This window comes from Brachybacterium vulturis, from assembly GCF_002407185.1.
In the GTDB taxonomy this organism is placed as follows: domain Bacteria; phylum Actinomycetota; class Actinomycetes; order Actinomycetales; family Dermabacteraceae; genus Brachybacterium; species Brachybacterium vulturis.
Genome location: NZ_CP023563.1, coordinates 3,335,037 through 3,351,500 on the forward strand (window position 1 = coordinate 3,335,037; position 16,464 = coordinate 3,351,500).

General features: G+C 71.2%; 19 protein-coding genes. 6 read left to right on the forward strand and 13 right to left on the reverse strand.

Annotated elements, in window-relative coordinates; genetic code table 11:
* Window positions 1–22 precede the first annotated feature (22 nt).
* From CFK38_RS14985 to CFK38_RS14995, 3 genes are read right to left on the reverse strand one after another with little or no spacing between them, the layout of a single operon-like run.
* The gene (locus CFK38_RS14985; RefSeq protein WP_096803794.1) at window positions 23–499 is read right to left on the reverse strand and encodes a hypothetical protein; all 477 of its coding nucleotides are present in this window, start codon (window positions 497–499) and stop codon (window positions 23–25) included.
* Window positions 489–1,526, reverse strand: a complete 1,038-nt coding sequence (locus CFK38_RS14990) for an alpha/beta hydrolase (RefSeq protein ID WP_096803795.1) — start codon at window positions 1,524–1,526, stop codon at window positions 489–491. Before CFK38_RS14990 ends, CFK38_RS14985 begins: the two co-directional genes overlap by 11 nt.
* Window positions 1,523–1,741, reverse strand: a complete 219-nt coding sequence (locus tag CFK38_RS14995) for a BldC family transcriptional regulator (RefSeq protein ID WP_096803796.1) — start codon at window positions 1,739–1,741, stop codon at window positions 1,523–1,525. Before CFK38_RS14995 ends, CFK38_RS14990 begins: the two co-directional genes overlap by 4 nt.
* Before the next feature lie 319 nt (window positions 1,742–2,060).
* On the opposite strand from CFK38_RS14995, the gene CFK38_RS15000 reads away from it, so the two are divergent.
* Entirely contained in the window at window positions 2,061–2,261 is a 201-nt protein-coding gene (locus tag CFK38_RS15000) for a DUF3073 domain-containing protein (protein WP_096803797.1), read from the forward strand.
* A 104-nt stretch (window positions 2,262–2,365) separates the two neighbouring features.
* Here the strand turns inward: CFK38_RS15000 and purM are convergent, their stop codons facing one another.
* The 7 genes from purM to CFK38_RS15035 form a co-directional block, all read right to left on the reverse strand.
* A complete protein-coding gene (gene purM / locus CFK38_RS15005) occupies window positions 2,366–3,529 on the reverse strand; it encodes a phosphoribosylformylglycinamidine cyclo-ligase (RefSeq protein WP_096803798.1) in 1,164 nt (387 codons plus the stop codon).
* Window positions 3,526–5,013: an amidophosphoribosyltransferase gene (gene purF, locus CFK38_RS15010; protein ID WP_096803799.1), complete on the reverse strand. Its 1,488-nt coding sequence runs from the start codon at window positions 5,011–5,013 to the stop codon at window positions 3,526–3,528. The genes purM and purF overlap by 4 nt, the downstream gene beginning before the upstream one ends.
* Before the next feature lie 96 nt (window positions 5,014–5,109).
* The gene (locus CFK38_RS15015; RefSeq protein WP_096803800.1) at window positions 5,110–5,523 is read right to left on the reverse strand and encodes a hypothetical protein; all 414 of its coding nucleotides are present in this window, start codon (window positions 5,521–5,523) and stop codon (window positions 5,110–5,112) included.
* Window positions 5,520–6,317: a copper homeostasis protein CutC gene (locus CFK38_RS15020; RefSeq protein ID WP_096803801.1), complete on the reverse strand. Its 798-nt coding sequence runs from the start codon at window positions 6,315–6,317 to the stop codon at window positions 5,520–5,522. The genes CFK38_RS15015 and CFK38_RS15020 overlap by 4 nt, the downstream gene beginning before the upstream one ends.
* Entirely contained in the window at window positions 6,317–6,748 is a 432-nt protein-coding gene (locus CFK38_RS15025; RefSeq protein ID WP_096803802.1) for a sterol carrier family protein, read from the reverse strand. The genes CFK38_RS15020 and CFK38_RS15025 overlap by 1 nt, the downstream gene beginning before the upstream one ends.
* A gap of 1 nt (window position 6,749) precedes the next feature.
* Window positions 6,750–8,048, reverse strand: a complete 1,299-nt coding sequence (locus tag CFK38_RS15030) for an adenylosuccinate synthase (RefSeq protein ID WP_096803803.1) — start codon at window positions 8,046–8,048, stop codon at window positions 6,750–6,752.
* Between the two features lie 125 nt (window positions 8,049–8,173).
* Window positions 8,174–8,599 carry a DUF3151 domain-containing protein gene (locus CFK38_RS15035; protein ID WP_096803804.1) on the reverse strand — a complete coding sequence of 142 codons (426 nt, stop codon included), beginning with the start codon at window positions 8,597–8,599 and terminating at the stop codon, window positions 8,174–8,176.
* Window positions 8,600–8,653: 54 nt separating this feature from the next.
* Here CFK38_RS15035 and CFK38_RS15040 point away from each other — a divergent pair, with 54 nt between their 5' ends.
* The 4 genes from CFK38_RS15040 to CFK38_RS15055 all read left to right on the forward strand — a co-directional run bounded on the left by CFK38_RS15040 (window position 8,654) and on the right by CFK38_RS15055 (window position 12,607).
* The gene (locus CFK38_RS15040; protein ID WP_096803805.1) at window positions 8,654–10,240 is read left to right on the forward strand and encodes a phosphotransferase; all 1,587 of its coding nucleotides are present in this window, start codon (window positions 8,654–8,656) and stop codon (window positions 10,238–10,240) included.
* A gap of 63 nt (window positions 10,241–10,303) precedes the next feature.
* The gene (dtd, locus tag CFK38_RS15045; protein WP_096803806.1) at window positions 10,304–10,729 is read left to right on the forward strand and encodes a D-aminoacyl-tRNA deacylase; all 426 of its coding nucleotides are present in this window, start codon (window positions 10,304–10,306) and stop codon (window positions 10,727–10,729) included.
* A 68-nt stretch (window positions 10,730–10,797) separates the two neighbouring features.
* The gene (locus CFK38_RS15050; RefSeq protein WP_096803807.1) at window positions 10,798–11,544 is read left to right on the forward strand and encodes a phosphoglyceromutase; all 747 of its coding nucleotides are present in this window, start codon (window positions 10,798–10,800) and stop codon (window positions 11,542–11,544) included.
* 64 nt (window positions 11,545–11,608) lie between these two features.
* Window positions 11,609–12,607, forward strand: a complete 999-nt coding sequence (locus CFK38_RS15055; RefSeq protein ID WP_096803808.1) for an acyltransferase domain-containing protein — start codon at window positions 11,609–11,611, stop codon at window positions 12,605–12,607.
* A 9-nt stretch (window positions 12,608–12,616) separates the two neighbouring features.
* Here CFK38_RS15055 and CFK38_RS15060 read toward each other — a convergent pair whose 3' ends face one another.
* The gene (locus CFK38_RS15060) at window positions 12,617–13,228 is read right to left on the reverse strand and encodes a TetR/AcrR family transcriptional regulator (RefSeq protein WP_245851109.1); all 612 of its coding nucleotides are present in this window, start codon (window positions 13,226–13,228) and stop codon (window positions 12,617–12,619) included.
* Window positions 13,229–13,490: 262 nt separating this feature from the next.
* Here CFK38_RS15060 and CFK38_RS15065 point away from each other — a divergent pair, with 262 nt between their 5' ends.
* Window positions 13,491–14,585, forward strand: coding sequence for a GNAT family N-acetyltransferase (locus tag CFK38_RS15065; protein ID WP_096803809.1), 1,095 nt, complete (start codon window positions 13,491–13,493; stop codon window positions 14,583–14,585).
* 23 nt (window positions 14,586–14,608) lie between these two features.
* On the opposite strand, the gene CFK38_RS15070 is transcribed toward CFK38_RS15065, so the two are convergent.
* Both CFK38_RS15070 and CFK38_RS15075 read right to left on the reverse strand, forming a co-directional pair.
* Window positions 14,609–14,863 (reverse strand): hypothetical protein, encoded by a 255-nt coding sequence (locus tag CFK38_RS15070; protein WP_157773505.1) that lies wholly within the window; start codon window positions 14,861–14,863, stop codon window positions 14,609–14,611.
* Entirely contained in the window at window positions 14,863–16,392 is a 1,530-nt protein-coding gene (locus CFK38_RS15075) for an MFS transporter (protein ID WP_096803811.1), read from the reverse strand. Before CFK38_RS15075 ends, CFK38_RS15070 begins: the two co-directional genes overlap by 1 nt.
* Window positions 16,393–16,464 lie beyond the last annotated feature (72 nt).

The window sequence follows — 16,464 nt, forward strand, 5'->3', positions numbered from 1 at the left end:
GGGCCTGCACTCCACGGGCGGGTCAGGCGTCCTCGTCGTAGTCGGGGGTGTCGATGCCGAGGGTGTGCGAGGGGTGGGCGAGGATGCCCTCCTCGGCGCCGGGCAGCAGGGGGAATCCGCCGATGCTCGCCCCCTGCTGGGTGCCGACGAACGCGGCGACATCGGCCACATGCCGGTGCGCCTCGTCACCCCGACCCAGGAACCCGGCACCGGTGTAGCCGCCCAGGCGCCGACCGGTGCTGCGCTCTGCGGCGATCGCGGTCGCGTCCAGACGTCGGGCGCTCGCACGCAGACCGCTCGCGATGCGACCCAGCTCGGGATACTCCTCCCGCGTCCAGTGCTCGTGGATCTCCGCGCCCACCTGCCGAGTCCCACCCTCCTCCGCGATGGAGAGGTCCGCGATGGCGTTGGCCAGACGCAGCCGCAGGATCGTGAGCCGATCGGCGGCGCGCCGCAGCGCCTCCGCCTGCCCCCGCATCGAGCGCGGATCAGCGGTCATCGGGCAGCTCCTCCCCGGACGGGGCCGGTAGCGGGGTGCAAGGGTCCTCGGCGTGAGCGGACGCCCTCATCGTAGGCACCCGCGGAAAGGATGTCTCCAGCCAGTCGTCGAGGATGTCGATCGAGCGGGCCCGGGCATCGGCGTCGGAGAGGAACACGTCATGGCGGGCACCGGGGACCGCGTCGATCCGCACCTGCGGGCTCAGGGCGGCGGCCGCCGTGGCGAGCGTGCGCACGTTCAGCACCGAGTCCGAGCGGCGCATCTGCTCGCTGAACCGCGGTCCGATCCGGGAGCGGTCCGCATGGAGCACCAGCACGGGGATCGCGAGCGGCCCGGCGGCGGCCAGGCGACGCTGCCCGTCGATGATCGCGTTGAGGGTGACGGCCGGGAACGGATGGCCACCCGGCGGTTTCAGGGCGAGGTCGTAGTCATAGGCGCCGCCGAAGTCCCGGTGGCTGGCGCGGGCGATGTGATCGCTGCCGGTGGGGAGGATCGGTCGCCGTCGCAGGCGCTCGGCCAGCATCCGCACGGGCACCTGAGCGAGGGCCCGGGTGACCGGCCCCAGATGCATCTCGAGCCAGGGGGAGTTCAGGGCGAGGCCGGCCACCGTGCCGGGATTCCGCTGGGCCCACAGCGCGGCGGTGAGGCCGCCGGTGGAATGTGCGAGCAGCACCGGGGGGCGATCGCGGCCGATGATCCGCAGCGAGGTGCCGATCTCCGCGTCATAGCGGCTGAGATGGTCGATCTCGGTGGCGGTCTGGCCCGGCAGCAGGCTGCGACCGTGCTTGCGCAGATCCAGTCCCCATACGTCATGGCCCTGGCGGCCCAGATGCTCCATCAGGCCACGATCCAGGACGTAGTCCGACCAGCCGTGCATCAACAGGACCGGGGGACGCGGGACGTCCGCCTGCCGCATGCTCCCCGCTTCACGGTGGATCAGGGTGGCGACCAGCGGTCCCTCGTCGTCGACCCCGAGGTCGATCCGGTGCGTCTCGTACCCCTCCCCCAGGAGCGGATCGGTGCTCACACGTCCTTGGAGCTGTCCCGCAGCAGCTCGGCGACCTCGTTCCTGCGGTACCGGCGATGACCGCCGAGCGTGCGCATGTACGTGAGCTTGCCGGCCTGTGCCCAGCGCGTGACCGTCTTGGGGTCGACATGGAACATCTTGGCGACCTCGGCTGGCGTCAGCAGCTCGGTGGAGTCCTCGTCCCCCGCGGAAGGGTCCTCCGTGGTTGAGTTCATGGGGCGTGCGACCTTTCACTGCGGTATTCGGGGCGCCGCCACGCCGGTTCAGCGCGGTCTGGTGCGGGCACCGGCTATAGACTAATCGGTACGCTCAACGTACTGGTAAACAAACCCTCCGTGTCCGACCAAGATCCTACGTGTCGGTAGCTTAGGCGGATTTCCGGCTCGCCGGAGTCTCCGAAGGGATGTCCGGCACGTCTCACGCCTCGGAGTTCGCCGGACCGCAGGACGCTCATGTACCCTGAGATCACGAAACTAATGCCATCTTCCGGGTCGACAAGAACACCCGGCAGCCGACGCACAGGGGGTCAGATCCATGGGTCGCGGCCGACAGAAAGCCAAGCACACCAAGGTGGCACGGGACCTCAAGTACTACAGCCCGCCGACGGACCTCACGGCATTGCAGCGCGAACTGCAGTCCCAGCGAGGCGAGATCTCCAGCGCCGACGGAGACGACCGGGCCGAGGACAGCGACGAGTGGGCCGACGAGGACGCGCCGTCCGCACACCGCCGCTGAGGACACCGGCATGCGCCGGAGAGCACCGTGACACAGCACGAGGGCCGACCCACGGGTCGGCCCTCGTGCTGTCTCATGTGCTCGACGGCTGACGATGCCCGGGCTCAGGCCCAGCCGGCATGCTGACCGGCCATCAGCACCGCACCGCCGTCGACGCCCTTGGCGCCGGTGACGACGTGCTCCAGCGCCGAGCCCGGCTCGGGCAGGGAGTCCTCGCCGACGACCTCCCCGATCACCCGGGCCCCGAGCCCGCGCTCCGCCAGCACCGCGAGCGTCGCATCGGCCGCCTCCGCCTCGACCAGTGCGACCATGCCGATGCCCATGTTCAAGGTGCCCTCGAGATCCAGCTGGGGCACCGAACCCCACCCGGCCACCCGGGAGAACACCGCGCCCGGCTCCCAGCGGGAGCGGTCGATCCGGGCGGCGAGGCCCCGTGGCATCACGCGCGCGAGGTTCGCGGCCAGTCCCCCGCCGGTGACATGGCTCAGCGCGTGGACGGCGCCGCGGGTGCGAGCGTCCCTCAGCACGGCCAGCAGATCCGCGGTGTAAATCCGGGTCGGTTCGAGCAGCTCCTCGCCGAGGGTGCGGCCGAAGTCCGCCACCGGTGACTCGAGGGAGAGGTCCGCGGCGGCGATCACGGCGCGCACCAGCGAGTAGCCGTTGGAGTGGAGGCCGGAGGCGTCCAGCCCGATCACGACGTCGCCGTGACGGACCCGCTCGGGGCCCAGCAGCTCTCCGGCCTCGACCACGCCCACCGCAGCGCCCGCCACGTCGTAGTCCTCGGCGGCCATCAGGCCCGGGTGCTCGGCGGTCTCCCCACCCACCAGCGCGCAGCCGGCCAGTCGGCAGCCCTCGGCGATGCCGCGCACGATGTCGGCGATCCGCTCCGGCACCACGGCGCCGCAGGCGATGTAATCGGTCATGGCCAGCGGCTCGGCGCCGACGACGATGATGTCGTCGACCACCATGCCCACCAGGTCACGGCCGATGGTGTCGTGGATGTCCAGCTCACGCGCGATCGCGATCTTGGTGCCCACGCCGTCCGTGGAGGAGGCCAGCAGCGGACGGTCGTAGGACTTCAGCGCGCTGACGTCGACCAGGCCGGCGAAGGCCCCGATCCCGCCGAGCACCTGCGGTCCGTGGGTCGCGGCGACCGCTTCCTTCATCAGCTCGACGGCGCGATCGCCGGCGGCGGTGTCCACACCGGAGTCGGCGTAGGTGATTCCGGAGGAGCGGGAGTCCTCGGGGTGCGGATTCGTGGAGTTCATGCGTCCTTCTCGGCGGCGGGCTGGGATTCGGAACCCTGGACGATGCCCTGGGCTCGGGCGACGGGCTCGGGCAGGGAGACCGGGTACCTCCCGGAGAAGCAGGCGGTGCACAGCGCCGACTCCGGCTGCTCGGTGGCGGCGATCATCCCCTCCTCGGTGATGTAGCCGAGGGAGTCGGCGCCGAGCGAGCGGGCGATCTCCTCGATGCCCAGCCCGTTGGCGATCAGCTCGGCCCGGGAGGCGAAGTCGATGCCGTAGAAGCAGGGCCAGCGCACCGGCGGGGAGGAGATCCGCACGTGGACCTCGGCGGCGCCGGCCTCGCGCAGCATCCGCACCACGGCGCGCTGGGTGTTCCCGCGCACGATCGAGTCGTCGACCACCACCAGTCGCTTGCCCTCGATCACCTCGCGCAGCGGGTTGAGCTTGAGGCGGATGCCGAGCTGGCGGATGGTCTGGGAGGGCTGGATGAAGGTGCGGCCCACGTAGGCGTTCTTCACCATGCCCTGGCCGTAGGGGATGCCCGATTCCTGGGCGTAGCCGATCGCGGCCGGTGTCCCGGACTCCGGGGTCGGGATCACCAGGTCGGCCTCGACGGGATGCTCCCGGGCGAGCTGCCGGCCCATCTCGGTGCGGGCCTCGTTGACGCTGCGCCCGGCGATGCGGGTGTCGGGGCGGGCGAGGTAGGCGTACTCGAAGACGCAGCCCTTGGGCACGGGCTCCATGACCTGCTCGGAGCGCAGTCCCTGTTCGTCGATGACGATCATCTCGCCGGGGGCGACCTCGCGCACGAAGCTCGCGCCGCAGATGTCCAGGGCCGCGGTCTCGGAGGCGACCACCCAGCCGCGTTCGAGACGGCCCAGCACCAGCGGGCGGATCCCCTGCGCGTCCCGCGCCGCGTACAGGGTCGTCTCGGTCATCAGGGTGAAGCAGTAGGCGCCGTGGAGCAGGGGCATCAGCTCGCGCAGCGCGTCCGAGAGGCTTCCCTCGGTGTTCAGCAGTGCGGTGACCAGGGCGGTATCCGTGGTGTTGCCGCGAGCGATCTCGCCGGTGCGCGGCCTGCCGTGGCGCTCCTCGATCAGGTCCAGCAGCTCCTCGGTGTTGACCAGGTTGCCGTTGTGCGCCATGGCCACGGTGCCGTCGGGGCGTGGACCGAGCGCGGGCTGGGCATTGGACCAGGTGGAGCCGCCGGTGGTCGAGTACCGGGTGTGCCCGATCGCGATGTGCCCCTGGAGCGCTTCGAGGGAGGCCTCGTCGAAGACCTGGGAGACCAGGCCCATGTCCTTGTAGACCATGATCTGGGAGCCGTCGCTGGTCGCGATGCCGGCGGACTCCTGCCCGCGGTGCTGCAGGGCATAGAGACCGTAGTAGGTCAGTTTGGAGACGTCCTCACCGGGGGCGAAGACGCCGAAGACACCGCAGGCATCCTGCGGGCCCTTCTCCCCGGGGAGCAGGTCATGGGAGAGTTTTCCGTCGCCACGTGCCACTGGTCCATAGTGCCACAGGCGGCGTGCCGGGCGGCGCGGCGTCCGCGGGGATCGGGAGCGATCGTCGCCGGGCCCCGGCGGTCTTCTCCCCAGGGGTCAGCGGCGTCGCTTCGGCCCGCGGCGATGCCTGATCGCATCCACCAGCGCGGCGATCGCGGCCAGCGGGAGGCCGACGAACACCACGGCCACCAGCATGAAGTTCAGGACACTGCTGATATCCGTGAACGGGAGGAAGAAGGAACCGAGCAGAGCGACCACGGCCGGCGCGATGAGCGCGAGGGTGACCCAGAATCCCAGGGTCGGGGTGCGGCTCCGGCGCACGTACAGACTGGTGACCTCGCTCTCACCCTGTGCATCGACCCTCGGCTGCTCGGAGTCCCCGGCGTACTCCGGTGGCTCGGGGATCTCGGCGTGCCCGTTGCTCTGGTGGCCCTCGGGGCGCTCGCCGAACTCACCGTTCTCGAGGTTCCCAGGGTTCTCGGCGTTCTCAGGGTCCTTCACAGTGCTCACAGTCCTCCAGCGGCGTCGACCGCCGCGGCGACGATCGCCGGGTCGGTGCAGGTATCGGGTGCGCCGTCCTCGACCGGAGCACCGGGTCTGCGACGCGCGGACAGGTGGACATCGGCCACCCCCGTGCGGCGCACGAGATCACCGATGTCGGCCGGGCGCACCCCTCCCCCGGCGCAGATGTCCAACAGCCCCTCCGCGGCGTCGACCATGGCGGCCAGGTCGTCCGCGCCGTCCAGGGCCCGGGATGCACCCCCGGAGCTGAGCACCCGGTGGATGCCGAGGCCCAGCAGGGTCCGCACCGCGTCCGCCCGCTGCGCACGACCGGGCAGGGCATCGACCGCGCGGTGGACGGTGAGGGTGACACCTCGCATCGCGGCGCTGCCGGACCTCAGCGCACCGTCCCGGACGGCCTCGATCGCGGGCAGGTCCAGCTCACCGGTCTCGGTGAGCGCACCGATCACCACGCCGGCCGCGCCCGCGGCGACGCTCTCCTCGGCCTGCTGCGCCATCAGCGCGATCTCGTCGGCCGAATAGGCGAACTCCTCGGGCCGGTCCAGGAAGTCGCCGTGCTCGGCGCGACAGCGGATCAGCACGTGCACGTCGAAGTGGGGCTTGGCATCCCTCGCTCCGACCAGCGCGGAGGCGCGGGCCGCGCACTCCTGGACCAGCTGGGCAGGTGGGGTGAGCCCGCCCCGGGCGAGATCCACGCACAGCTCCACCCGGTCCGCGCCGGCATGCGCGGCGACCTCGAGACCGGCGAGGTCCTCGACGGCAATCTCCACGGCCAAACTCATCACTCCTTCTGCTCTCGGGCTGGCTGATCCTGGGCCGCCTGCTCACGGGCGGTGCGCACCGTCCGACGGGGACCGAGCAGCGGCAGCTGTTCGGCCAGGACGCTGCGCTCCCCGCTGGCACGCACGCGTCCCTCGGCCGCTGCCTGCTGCCAGTCGAGGTCGCCGCTCACCAGCGCCAACCAGGTGGCCGCATCGGTCTCCACCACCGCCGGCGGGGTGCCGCGGGTGTGCCGGGTGCCGGCGATGGCCTGCACCGCGGCGTAGGGCGGGACCCGCAGCTCGACGGCGCCGCCGGGGTACTCCTCGGCGAACAGCTCCAGGGTGTGGCGCACGGCGGGGGCGAGCACCGCGCGACCCGCACCGTCCGGGGCGGTCGCCCAGGAGGTCAGTGCTTGCCGGCCCGCCTCGGGATCGGTACGACGGGTCACCACGTCAGCGGGTCGCCTCCGGCAACAGGTCGTGGACGGCGATGGTCGCCGCACGGTCCGGACCCACGCCGATGGCGCTGATCCGGCATTCGGCCAGCTCCTCGAGGCGACGCACGTAGTTCCGCGCGTTCTCGGGCAGCTCGTCAAAGGTGCGGGCCGCGGAGAGGTCCTCGGTCCAGCCCGGGAGGGTCTCGTAGACCGGGGTGGCGTGGTGGAACTCGGTCTGGGTCATCGGCACCTCGCGGTGGATGACGCCGTCGACGTCGTAGCCGGTGCAGATCGGCACCTCATCGATCCCGGTGAGCACATCGAGCTTGGTCAGCACGATGTCGGTGAAGCCGTTGATGCGCACCGCGTGGCGGATCATCAGCGCGTCGTACCAGCCGCAGCGGCGCGGTCGACCGGTGTTCACGCCCACCTCGCCGCCGACCCGCTGGAGGTATTCCCCCCACGTGTCCTCGAGCTCGGTGGGGAACGGCCCGGCGCCCACGCGGGTGGTGTACGCCTTGACGATCCCGATCACGCGGTCGATCCGGGTGGGGCCGATGCCGGTGCCGGTGCAGGCGCCGCCCGCCGTGGGATTGGAGCTGGTCACGAACGGATAGGTGCCGTGATCGACGTCCAGGTAGGTGGCCTGGCCACCCTCCATCAGCACCACCTCGTCACGGTCCAGGGCATCGTTCAGCAGCAGCGTGGTGTCCACCACCATCGGCCGCAGCCGCTCGGCGTAGCTCAGCAGCTCCTCGACGATCTCGTCGACCTCGACCGCCCGCCGGTTGTAGAGCTTGACCAGCAGCTCGTTCTTCTGGCGCAGCGCACCCTCGATCTTCTGCCGCAGGATCGACTCGTCGAAGAGGTCCTGGACGCGGATCCCGAGGCGGCCGATCTTGTCCATGTAGGCCGGGCCGATGCCGCGACCGGTGGTGCCGATCGCCCGCTTGCCCAGGAAGCGCTCGGTGACCTTGTCGAGGGTCTGATGGTAGGGCGCCACGATGTGCGCATTGGCGCTGATGCGCAGGCGGGCGGTGTCCACGCCACGGGACTCCAGCATCCCGATCTCCTCGAACAGCGCGCCGAGGTGGACCACGACGCCGTTGCCGATGACCGGCGTGACCTGTGGCGAGAGGATGCCGGCGGGGAGGAGCTTGAGCTCGAACTTCTCGCCGTCGACGACCACGGTGTGGCCGGCGTTGTTGCCTCCGTTGGGCTTGACCACGTAGTCGACCCGTTCGCCGAGGAGATCGGTGGCCTTGCCCTTCCCCTCGTCACCCCACTGGGCTCCGACGATCACGACGGCGGGCATGGCGACTCCTGGGGAACGGGGAATGGTCTTGCGGACAGGTGGCCGCATGCGGTGCACAGGGCCGCGCAGATCCTACCAAGCACGGCCGGACGCCCCCTGCGAACCGGGGCGCCCGGCCGGTGCGCTCAGTCCAGCAGGCTCGGATCCGCCTCGCGGAGGAAGCCGGTGACGCGATCGGCCTCGGCCTCGTCGCCGAGCCGGCGCGAGGTCTCCCCCAGCATCGCCAGCGCCCGCAGGAAGCCGCGGTTCGGGGCGTGGGAGGCGGGGATCGGCCCCTGACCGCGCCAACCGGACTTCCGCAGCGCGTCCAGGCCGCGGTGGTACCCGGTGCGGGCGTAAGCGTAGGCGGCGACGTCGTCGCCGTCGGTCACCGCGTCCTGGGCGAGGGTGGCCCAGGCGAGCGGGGAGTCGAGATGACGCGCGGTGATCTCCCGCGGGTCACCGTCGACCAGCTCCTCGCTCACCTGCACATCGACGAAGTCGTCGGGAAGTCGGGTCTCGGGAATGCCCAGAAGGTTCCCGCTGGTGAGGTTATCGGTACGATCAGCCATGCAAGCATCGTAGGCGGTGTCGCCTGATGACCACATGACCGGAATGATTCACCCATGTCACACACGCAGGACGGGTCCGAGCTCCTCACCGGGCCCGGCGCGGGAGGACTGCTCCGCTCGGCCGTCGGCAACTCCGGTGGAGTGCTGCACAGCTGGCAGCTCGACCACGTCGACCACCGTCCCGGGCGCAGCACCAAGGCGCTGTACCGCACCCAGGTGTCCTGGCCCGAGCTGGACGGGCCGCAGGCACCCGCCCGCGAGGAGCTCTTCGGCGCCAGCGCCCACATCGGCGAGCGCGAGAAGAACCTCTACGTCGCCGAGCAGACCCTGGTGATGACCGACGGCGACATCAACGTGCGCGTGTGGCGCTACCCCCACGATCCCTGGCTGCCGATGCTGCCGCTGGTCTGCTATCCGGACATCGTCGGCCGCACCCTCCACGACCTCGGCGCCGCGATCGGCCCCGACCCGTCGGTGCCGATCGCGATCGACGTCGTCTCCTACCGCCCGGGGCGGCGGGCGGTGCTGCGCGCCTCGCAGGGAGACCGGGCGGTCTACCTCAAGGTGATGCAGCCCCATCGCAGCGGGGAGATCGTGGACCGTCATCATCGACTGCACGCGGCCGGTGTCCCGGTGCCCGAGGTGATCGCCCACCACAACGGACTCGTGGTCCTCGCCGAGCTCCCCGGCCGCCCCCTGGCCCGTGCGGTGATCGACGAGGGCGTGGACGCCTGCCGGGCCGAGGATCTGGTGGCGCTGCTGGACCGGCTGCCCGCCTCGATGTACTCGCTCTCGCTGCGCCCGCCGTGGACCGACTCGGTGGAGTTCTACTCCGGGATCGTCAGCTCCTCGGTCCCTTCGCTCGGGCCGCGGCTGGATGCCCTGGTGCGCTCGCTCCGCGATGGCCTCACCGCCCTCGAGCAGCGGATGGACATGCGCCCGCACGACGTGGTGCACGGAGACTTCTACGAGGCGCAGGTGTTCGTCGAGAGCGGCAAGGTGGTGGGCCTGCTCGACATCGACACCGTGGGTCCGGGCCGCCGGGCCGATGATCTGGCCTGCCTGCTCGCCCACCTCAGCGTCCTGGCCGACTACGGCAACGCCGGCCGCATCGATCGCGCCACCCAGGAGCGGGTCGAGGAGGCCATCGGCACCTGGCACGAGATGTTCTCGGAGCGGGTCGATCCCACCGAGCTCGCGCTGCGCTCCGCCGGCGTGGTGCTGTCCCTGGCCACCGGTCCGCACCGCCAGCAGGAGGCGGCCTGGGAGGCCGCGACCGAGGCGATCGTGCGGGTCGCCGAGGAGTGGGTCTCCGCGGCCCGACGTGCCGAGGCCCAGCGGCATGCCCGCACGGCCGCGAAGCAGGCGGCGAACCCACCGGTCACCGACTCCGGACCGGCCGATCCCGCCTCGCCGACGCAGGGCCCGACGGGGGTGCGCCCGGTTCCGCCGCAGCACGCCGCCCCGCAGTCGGGGCCGCCGGAGAACACCGGCCCCCTGCCTCCGCAGTCCCTCTCCCCCAGGCCGGTCCAGACCAACGAGCCGCACGCACCGCCTCCGCAGCCGTCCGGCAGCCGGTCCGATACCGGCGACGACTCCCCCACCCAGGAGCGACGGATCGACTCGATCCTCCCGGGCTGACGGCACCGCCACCGAGCGTCGCCGGCTGCGCCCAGCCCCTGCCGGCTGTGCCACCATCGGGGCATGCGTGCAGTGCTCCAGAGGGTCGACGGTGCCCAGGTCGAGGTCGGTGGCGAGGTGGTCGGCGCGATCGAGGGCGAGGGCCTGCTGGCCCTGGTGGGCGTGACCCACGCGGACGGTCCCGAGCAGGTGGCCACGATCGCCCGCAAGATCTGCGAGCTGCGGATCCTGGACGGCGAGCGCTCGGTGCTCGATGCCGCGGCGCAGGTGCTGGTGGTCTCCCAGTTCACCCTCTACGGCGATGTGCGCAAGGGGCGCCGGCCGTCCTGGAGCGGCGCCGCGCCGGGCCCGGTCGCCGAGCCGCTGGTGGAGCAGGTGGTCGAGGCGATCCGTGAGCGCGGGGTCACCGTCGCGACCGGCCGCTTCGGCGCGATGATGCGGGTGGGGCTCACCAATGACGGTCCCTTCACCCTGCTGCTCGAGGCCTGAGCACCGAGCGCCCGGCACCCCGTGAGCACGATCTGCACTCCCCCGGCCGGCCCGCGTACCCTGACCCCATGACCTACACACTCGTGCTGCTCCGCCACGGCGAGAGCGACTGGAATGCGAAGAACCTGTTCACCGGCTGGGTGGACGTCCACCTCACCGAGAAGGGCCGCCAGGAGGCCACGGAGGGCGGCGACCTCCTCAAGGAGGCCGGGATCCTCCCCGATGTGGTGCACACCTCGCTGCAGCGCCGCGCCATCATGACCGCGAACCTGTCCCTGGACGCGGCGGACCGCCACTGGATCCCCGTCAAGCGGGACTGGCGGCTGAACGAGCGCCACTACGGCGCGCTGCAGGGCATGAACAAGGCCGAGATCCGCGAGAAGTACGGCGAGGAGCTGTTCATGGCCTGGCGCCGCTCCTACGACACCCCGCCGCCCGAGATCGAGTTCGGCACCGAGTTCTCCCAGGACCAGGATCCCCAGTACGCGGACCTCGGCGACCAGCTGCCGAAGGCCGAGTGCCTCAAGGACGTCGTCGAGCGCTTCCTGCCGTACTGGGAGGAGGGCATCAAGCCCGACCTGGTCGAGGGCAGGACCGTGCTGATCGCCGCCCACGGCAACTCGCTGCGCGCACTGGTGAAGTACCTCGACGGCATCTCCGACGAGGAGATCTCCGGGCTGAACATCCCCACCGGCCAGCCGCTGGTGTACGAGCTGGACGAGGACTTCCAGCCCGTGACCAGGGGTGGCCGCTACCTCGACCCGGTCGCCGCGAAGGCCGCCGCCGAGGCGGTCGCGAATCAGGGCAAGAAGTGAGCTGACGCTCCCCTGCATGCGGCCCAGCTCACTTATGGTGGGCGCGGGACGTTAATGTATCGGCATGTCCGATCATGACCAGCTCGAAGTCCTCGGTGATCCGCCGCGCGCCGTCCGCGCCCGCGACGAGCTGCCACCCCCCGCGGTGGCGGCCATGCTGCGGGCCCCGTCGGCCCCCGCGCTGCTGGAGCTGCTGGGCATCACCGGACAGGACCATGTCGAGCTCAGCGCCCTGATCGGTCCGGCCCTCGAGGATCCGGAGATCCTCGCCGAGATCACCCGTACGGCGAACCTGCTGCGCGAGGCCGCCGGGCTCGAGGTTCCGGCGGCCGATCTCGGCGCGCTGGAGGCGACGCACAACTCCCTGCAGCAGCGTCTCGCACCCGGCGAGGGCCTGATCTCGATCCTCGCCCTCGCCGTGAGCACCTCCACGGTGCGCGCCTGGCATCGGGAGCGGGGGCTGAGCACCGAGCAGTCCTGGCAGGTGCTCGCCGACCTCGGCCAGCAGATGCGCGTCCACCGCCGCAGCAGCGGGGAGCTGGGACTGCACCAGCTGCCCTGGATGGCGCTGAACTGGCGCGGCCGGCTCGTGCATCTGGGCCGACTGCAGTTCGATCTGCACCGGGTCGAGCAGGGGACGCCGCAGGAGCGCTGGGTGATCGGCACCCACATCCCGGCCTCCGGCCCTCTGGATCCCGCCGCGGTGGAGGACTCCTTCGCCCGCGCCACCGAGTACTTCACGACCCACTACGCAGATCTCGGCACGGGGCGTCCTGAACCAGCGCCGCCCTTCGGCCACGAGTTCGTCTGCGACTCCTGGTTGATGAACGAACTGCTGCTGCAGGAGCTCGGGGAGGAATCGAATCTCGGCGCCTTCGTGCGCCGCTGGGAGATCGTCTCCCGCACCGCGGGGGCCGATTCCGCCGCGTTCTTCGTGTTCGGCTCACGCCCGCCCTACGACCCCGCGACCCTGCCGCGCACCACCCGTCTGGAGCGGGTGGTCGGTGAGCAGCTGGCTGACCGCGGAGGCTGGGAGGTGGGCCACGGACGCCTGGTGCGCTGAGGCAGCGGTTCAGAAGACCGAGGCGCCCTCGTCGTAGCGCTCGAGCACCTCGTCGAAGGCGGTGCCCAGATCGATGCCGCGGGTCATCGAGACGGCGAAGGCGCTGCGGGTGACCGCGAAACCGATCTGCACCGAGAGGTTCGCCTGCTCCCGGGCGTGCTCGCCCTCGAGAGCATCGGCCAGCGCCTCGACCATCTCGGTCTGCACCGACAGCAGATTGCCCGAAGAGAGCGTGTGCAGCTTCGGTTCGGACGCCATCACCCGCTGCTTCAGCTCCCGCAGCTCCGGTTCCGCCGGTGCGGCGGCGAGCGCTTCACGCATCACGGAGCGCAGCGCCGCGCGCGGGCCGACCTCCTCGATCCGCCCCCGCAGCTTCTCGGCGACCCCTTCGCCGCTCTCCAGGAGCACGCCGATGATCGCGGACTCCTTGGTGGTCCAGTGGTTGAAGAAGGTGCGGGTGGAGACCCCGGCACGCTGGGCGATGGCCTCGACCGTGACGCCGCTGAGCCCGTTCTCGTGGACGAGCTCGAGGGCGGCGCGATGCATGGCGATGCGGGACTGGCGCTTCTTCAGCGCCCGCAGCCCCAAGGCCTGATCGGGCGTGGTCATCTCCTCGTTCACCGGACCATCGTAGGCCCGGCACAGCACAGCTTCTGCACTCAGTGAAATAGTGCAGTGGATGCAACAGTTGGCGCGCAGGACTCGGTCGAGGTCTGCTGTCGAGCCGCAGCCGCCGAACGCCCGGCACCGGCCACCACCGCGCGCCCCGACCCCGCAGGAGCCGTACCCGCACACCGGCCCGATCCCGGTGAGCGGTCGGGAGCAGCTCGAGGGCACCGGAGCCGTACCGCGGTTCGGGACCGAATCATGAAAAGATGGGCAGATGCTGCTGACCGATCACTTCCCGCCCACGATGCCCGCGGCCCTGGAGGGTCGACTGACCACCCGGGTGCCGATCGAGGCGGACGTCCCGGCGGTCGTCGCGCTGGTCACCGCGGACATCCGCCGTCACACGCCGGACGGAGCCGCCGATGAGGCCGGCATGCGCTCACGGATGGTGGGGCTGAAGTCCTGGGCCCGCCGGGAAGTGGTGGTGGTGCCGACGGCCGCCGACGGCTCCCCCTCCCTCGACCAGCCCCCGGTCGCCTGGATCGCCGTCGAGGATCGGGCCACCGGTCGCACCAACGTCCAGTTCGTGCTCGACCAGGACTGCCCCGAGCGCGATGCTCTGGCCGCCGCCCTGCTGGACTGGGCGGTCGAGGTGGGCGGCTCCTTCGCCCGGGCACGCGGGGTCGAGACCACCCAGCTGGACGCCGACGCGAACGAGCTGGACACCGATCGGGCGCGGCTGCTGGAGGCGGCGGGCTACGAGAGGGTCCGCACCTGGCTGCACATGCGGCGGCCCGTCGATCCTGGAGAGCTCGCGGAGCTGCCCGCACCCCGCGAGGGCACCCGCGTGCGGCAGGTCCACCGCCACGAGTCCGGCCTGCCGGTCGCCCAGGACGTGCGCACCGTGCACCGGATGCTCGAGGAGTCCTTCGCCGACCACTTCAACTCCTACCGCGAGTCCTTCGCCGAGTTCGTCCAGCGGCTCATCGAGAACCCGGACGAGGCGGGCTGGGACCACTGGTGGATCGCCGAGATCGATCGCGACGGGACCTGGCTCCCCGCCGGCGGGCTGGTCGCTGCCGTCGTCCCCGCGACGGCCGCCCGTGGCGAGGGCACCTACCTGGAGTACCTCGGGGTGCACCGCTCCGCCCGCGGCCACGGCATCGCGAAGGCGCTGCTGAACGCCTCGCTCCAGGACGCCGCCGAACGGGGCCGCACGCACGTCGAGCTCGAGGTCGACGACGACTCCCCCACCGGCGCCGACGGCCTCTACGCCGCGATGGGCTGGGCGACCTACGAGCGCACCCGATCCTGGCACTCCTCGGCCCCCACGCACCCCTCCCGCCTGCTCGAGCCGCCGACGGCCTGAGCCGGCCCTGCACCGCGCAGCGCTCAGCCGGAGCGGGCGTCGCGGCGGCGCAGCCATCGCCAGATCCGCAACGGGAACATGCCCAGCAAGGGGGCGCGCTCTCCGAGCCCGGCGTCACCCCGCCGGTCGAAGGCCGCAGCGAACTGCTGCGCCTCCGCCGCGGTGGCGTAGACCTTCTCGCCGCCCTCGCCGCAGCCGCGCTCGCACTCCCAGCGCATGACGGGGCCGTCGGCGCGGAAGGCGGGGCGGTGGCCGAAGACCCGACATCCCACGGGCATCAGGTGAGCTCCTGCGCCGGACCCGGGCCGCCACCATTGCGACCGGAGGACCCGTCGGCGCTGTCGCCGTCACCGTCGGTGCCCTCGGCCTCCTCAGCGGTCAGCGGGGTGGCGAGGTCCTCGAGCTTCTGGCCCTCCGCCCTGACCCCGAGGAACAGCTCGGCCAGGCCGCCCAGGGACATCACGGCCGCCGCGATGAGGAAGCCCACTGCCACGGGCATCCTCTCCCCGGTCCCGATGAGGGTGCCGAACAGCAGCGGACCGGCGATGCCGCCGACTGCCGTGCCGACCGCGTAGAAGAAGGCGATCGCGAGCGCCCGGGTCTCCATCGGGAAGATCTCGCTCGCCGTGAGATACGCGGCGCTGGCCCCGGAGGAGGCCAGGAAGAAGGTCACCACCAGCAGGATCATGAATGCTGTGAGTCCACCGGTCTCACTGAGGAAGACCCATGCCAGCGGCAACGTCACCAGTGCGCTGCCGAGGTAGGCCAGCGTGATCATCGGCTTGCGCCCGACGGAGTCGAAGAAGTGGCCCAGGATCACCGGACCGGCGAAGTTCGACAGCGCCCAGAAGATGATGAACAGCGGGACGAGAGCCTCCCCGATGCCGTAGAAGGTGGAGAGGAGGACACCCAGGTTGAAGGTGATGCCGTTGTAGAGGAACGCCTGCCCGACGAACAGCGCCAGGCACAGCAGCGAGCGCCTGGGGTAGGTCCGGAACGCGACCTCGGCGATCTCACGGAACGGGATGGCCGTGCGCTGGCGGACGGTGAGCGAGTCCTCCGCCGGAGGCAGCTCGACGCCCTTCTCGTCCTCGATGGACTCCTCGATCCCGCGCACGATCCGCTCGGCCTCCTCCTCCTGGCCGTGGATGAACAGCCAGCGGGGGCTCTCCGGCACATGGCGCCGGACGAGGAGCACGAGGATGCCGAGCACCGCGCCGAAGCCGAAGGCCAGACGCCAGCCCAGATCGATGGGGAACAGGGCCGTGCTGAGCAGCACCAGCGCCAGCGCGGAGCCCGCGGCGGAGCCCAGCCAGTAGGAGCCGTTGATGACGAGGTCGACCCGGCCCCGCACCTTCGCGGGGATCAGCTCGTCGATCGCGGAGTTGATGGCCGCGTACTCACCGCCGATCCCGGCGCCGGTGAGGAAGCGGCAGAGGAAGAAGAACCAGGGAGAGAACGAGAACGCCGTCGCGACGGTCGCCACCAGGTAGAGCACGAGCGTCCACAGGAAGAGCTTCTTGCGGCCGAGCCGGTCGGTGAGCTGACCGAAGAACAGCGCACCGAGGCAGGCGCCGACGATGTAGATGGCCCCGGCGACGCCGATCTGGGCGGCGCTGATCTCCAGCCCGCTGCCGTCCTCGGTGAGCCGCGCGGCGACGTTGCCGACCATCGTCACCTCGAGGCCGTCGAGGATCCAGACGCCGCCCAGGCCGAGCACCACCCGCCAGTGAAAACGTGACCAGGGCAGCCGGTCGAGGCGGGAGGGCACCTGGGTCGTGATGGTGCCCGTCCGAGGCTGGGACATCGGTCTGCCCTCCTTGCGGTCGACGACGCCGCGACGGCCACCAGAGGGCCCCGTTGCGCAACGTCCAGGGAA

Excerpts from the sequence above, each read along its gene's own strand:
- CFK38_RS14985 (WP_096803794.1), bottom strand. The coding sequence starts at position 499 with ATGACCGCTGATCCGCGCTCGATGCGGGGGCAGGCGGAGGCGCTGCGG.
- CFK38_RS14995 (WP_096803796.1), bottom strand. The coding sequence starts at position 1,741 with ATGAACTCAACCACGGAGGACCCTTCCGCGGGGGACGAGGACTCCACC.
- CFK38_RS15000 (WP_096803797.1), top strand. The coding sequence starts at position 2,061 with ATGGGTCGCGGCCGACAGAAAGCCAAGCACACCAAGGTGGCACGGGAC.
- purM (WP_096803798.1), bottom strand. The coding sequence starts at position 3,529 with ATGAACTCCACGAATCCGCACCCCGAGGACTCCCGCTCCTCCGGAATC.
- CFK38_RS15020 (WP_096803801.1), bottom strand. The coding sequence starts at position 6,317 with ATGAGTTTGGCCGTGGAGATTGCCGTCGAGGACCTCGCCGGTCTCGAG.
- CFK38_RS15030 (WP_096803803.1), bottom strand. The coding sequence starts at position 8,048 with ATGCCCGCCGTCGTGATCGTCGGAGCCCAGTGGGGTGACGAGGGGAAG.
- CFK38_RS15035 (WP_096803804.1), bottom strand. The coding sequence starts at position 8,599 with ATGGCTGATCGTACCGATAACCTCACCAGCGGGAACCTTCTGGGCATT.
- CFK38_RS15040 (WP_096803805.1), top strand. The coding sequence starts at position 8,654 with ATGTCACACACGCAGGACGGGTCCGAGCTCCTCACCGGGCCCGGCGCG.
- dtd (WP_096803806.1), top strand. The coding sequence starts at position 10,304 with ATGCGTGCAGTGCTCCAGAGGGTCGACGGTGCCCAGGTCGAGGTCGGT.
- CFK38_RS15050 (WP_096803807.1), top strand. The coding sequence starts at position 10,798 with ATGACCTACACACTCGTGCTGCTCCGCCACGGCGAGAGCGACTGGAAT.
- CFK38_RS15055 (WP_096803808.1), top strand. The coding sequence starts at position 11,609 with ATGTCCGATCATGACCAGCTCGAAGTCCTCGGTGATCCGCCGCGCGCC.
- CFK38_RS15065 (WP_096803809.1), top strand. The coding sequence starts at position 13,491 with ATGCTGCTGACCGATCACTTCCCGCCCACGATGCCCGCGGCCCTGGAG.
- CFK38_RS15070 (WP_157773505.1), bottom strand. The coding sequence starts at position 14,863 with ATGCCCGTGGGATGTCGGGTCTTCGGCCACCGCCCCGCCTTCCGCGCC.
- CFK38_RS15075 (WP_096803811.1), bottom strand. The coding sequence starts at position 16,392 with ATGTCCCAGCCTCGGACGGGCACCATCACGACCCAGGTGCCCTCCCGC.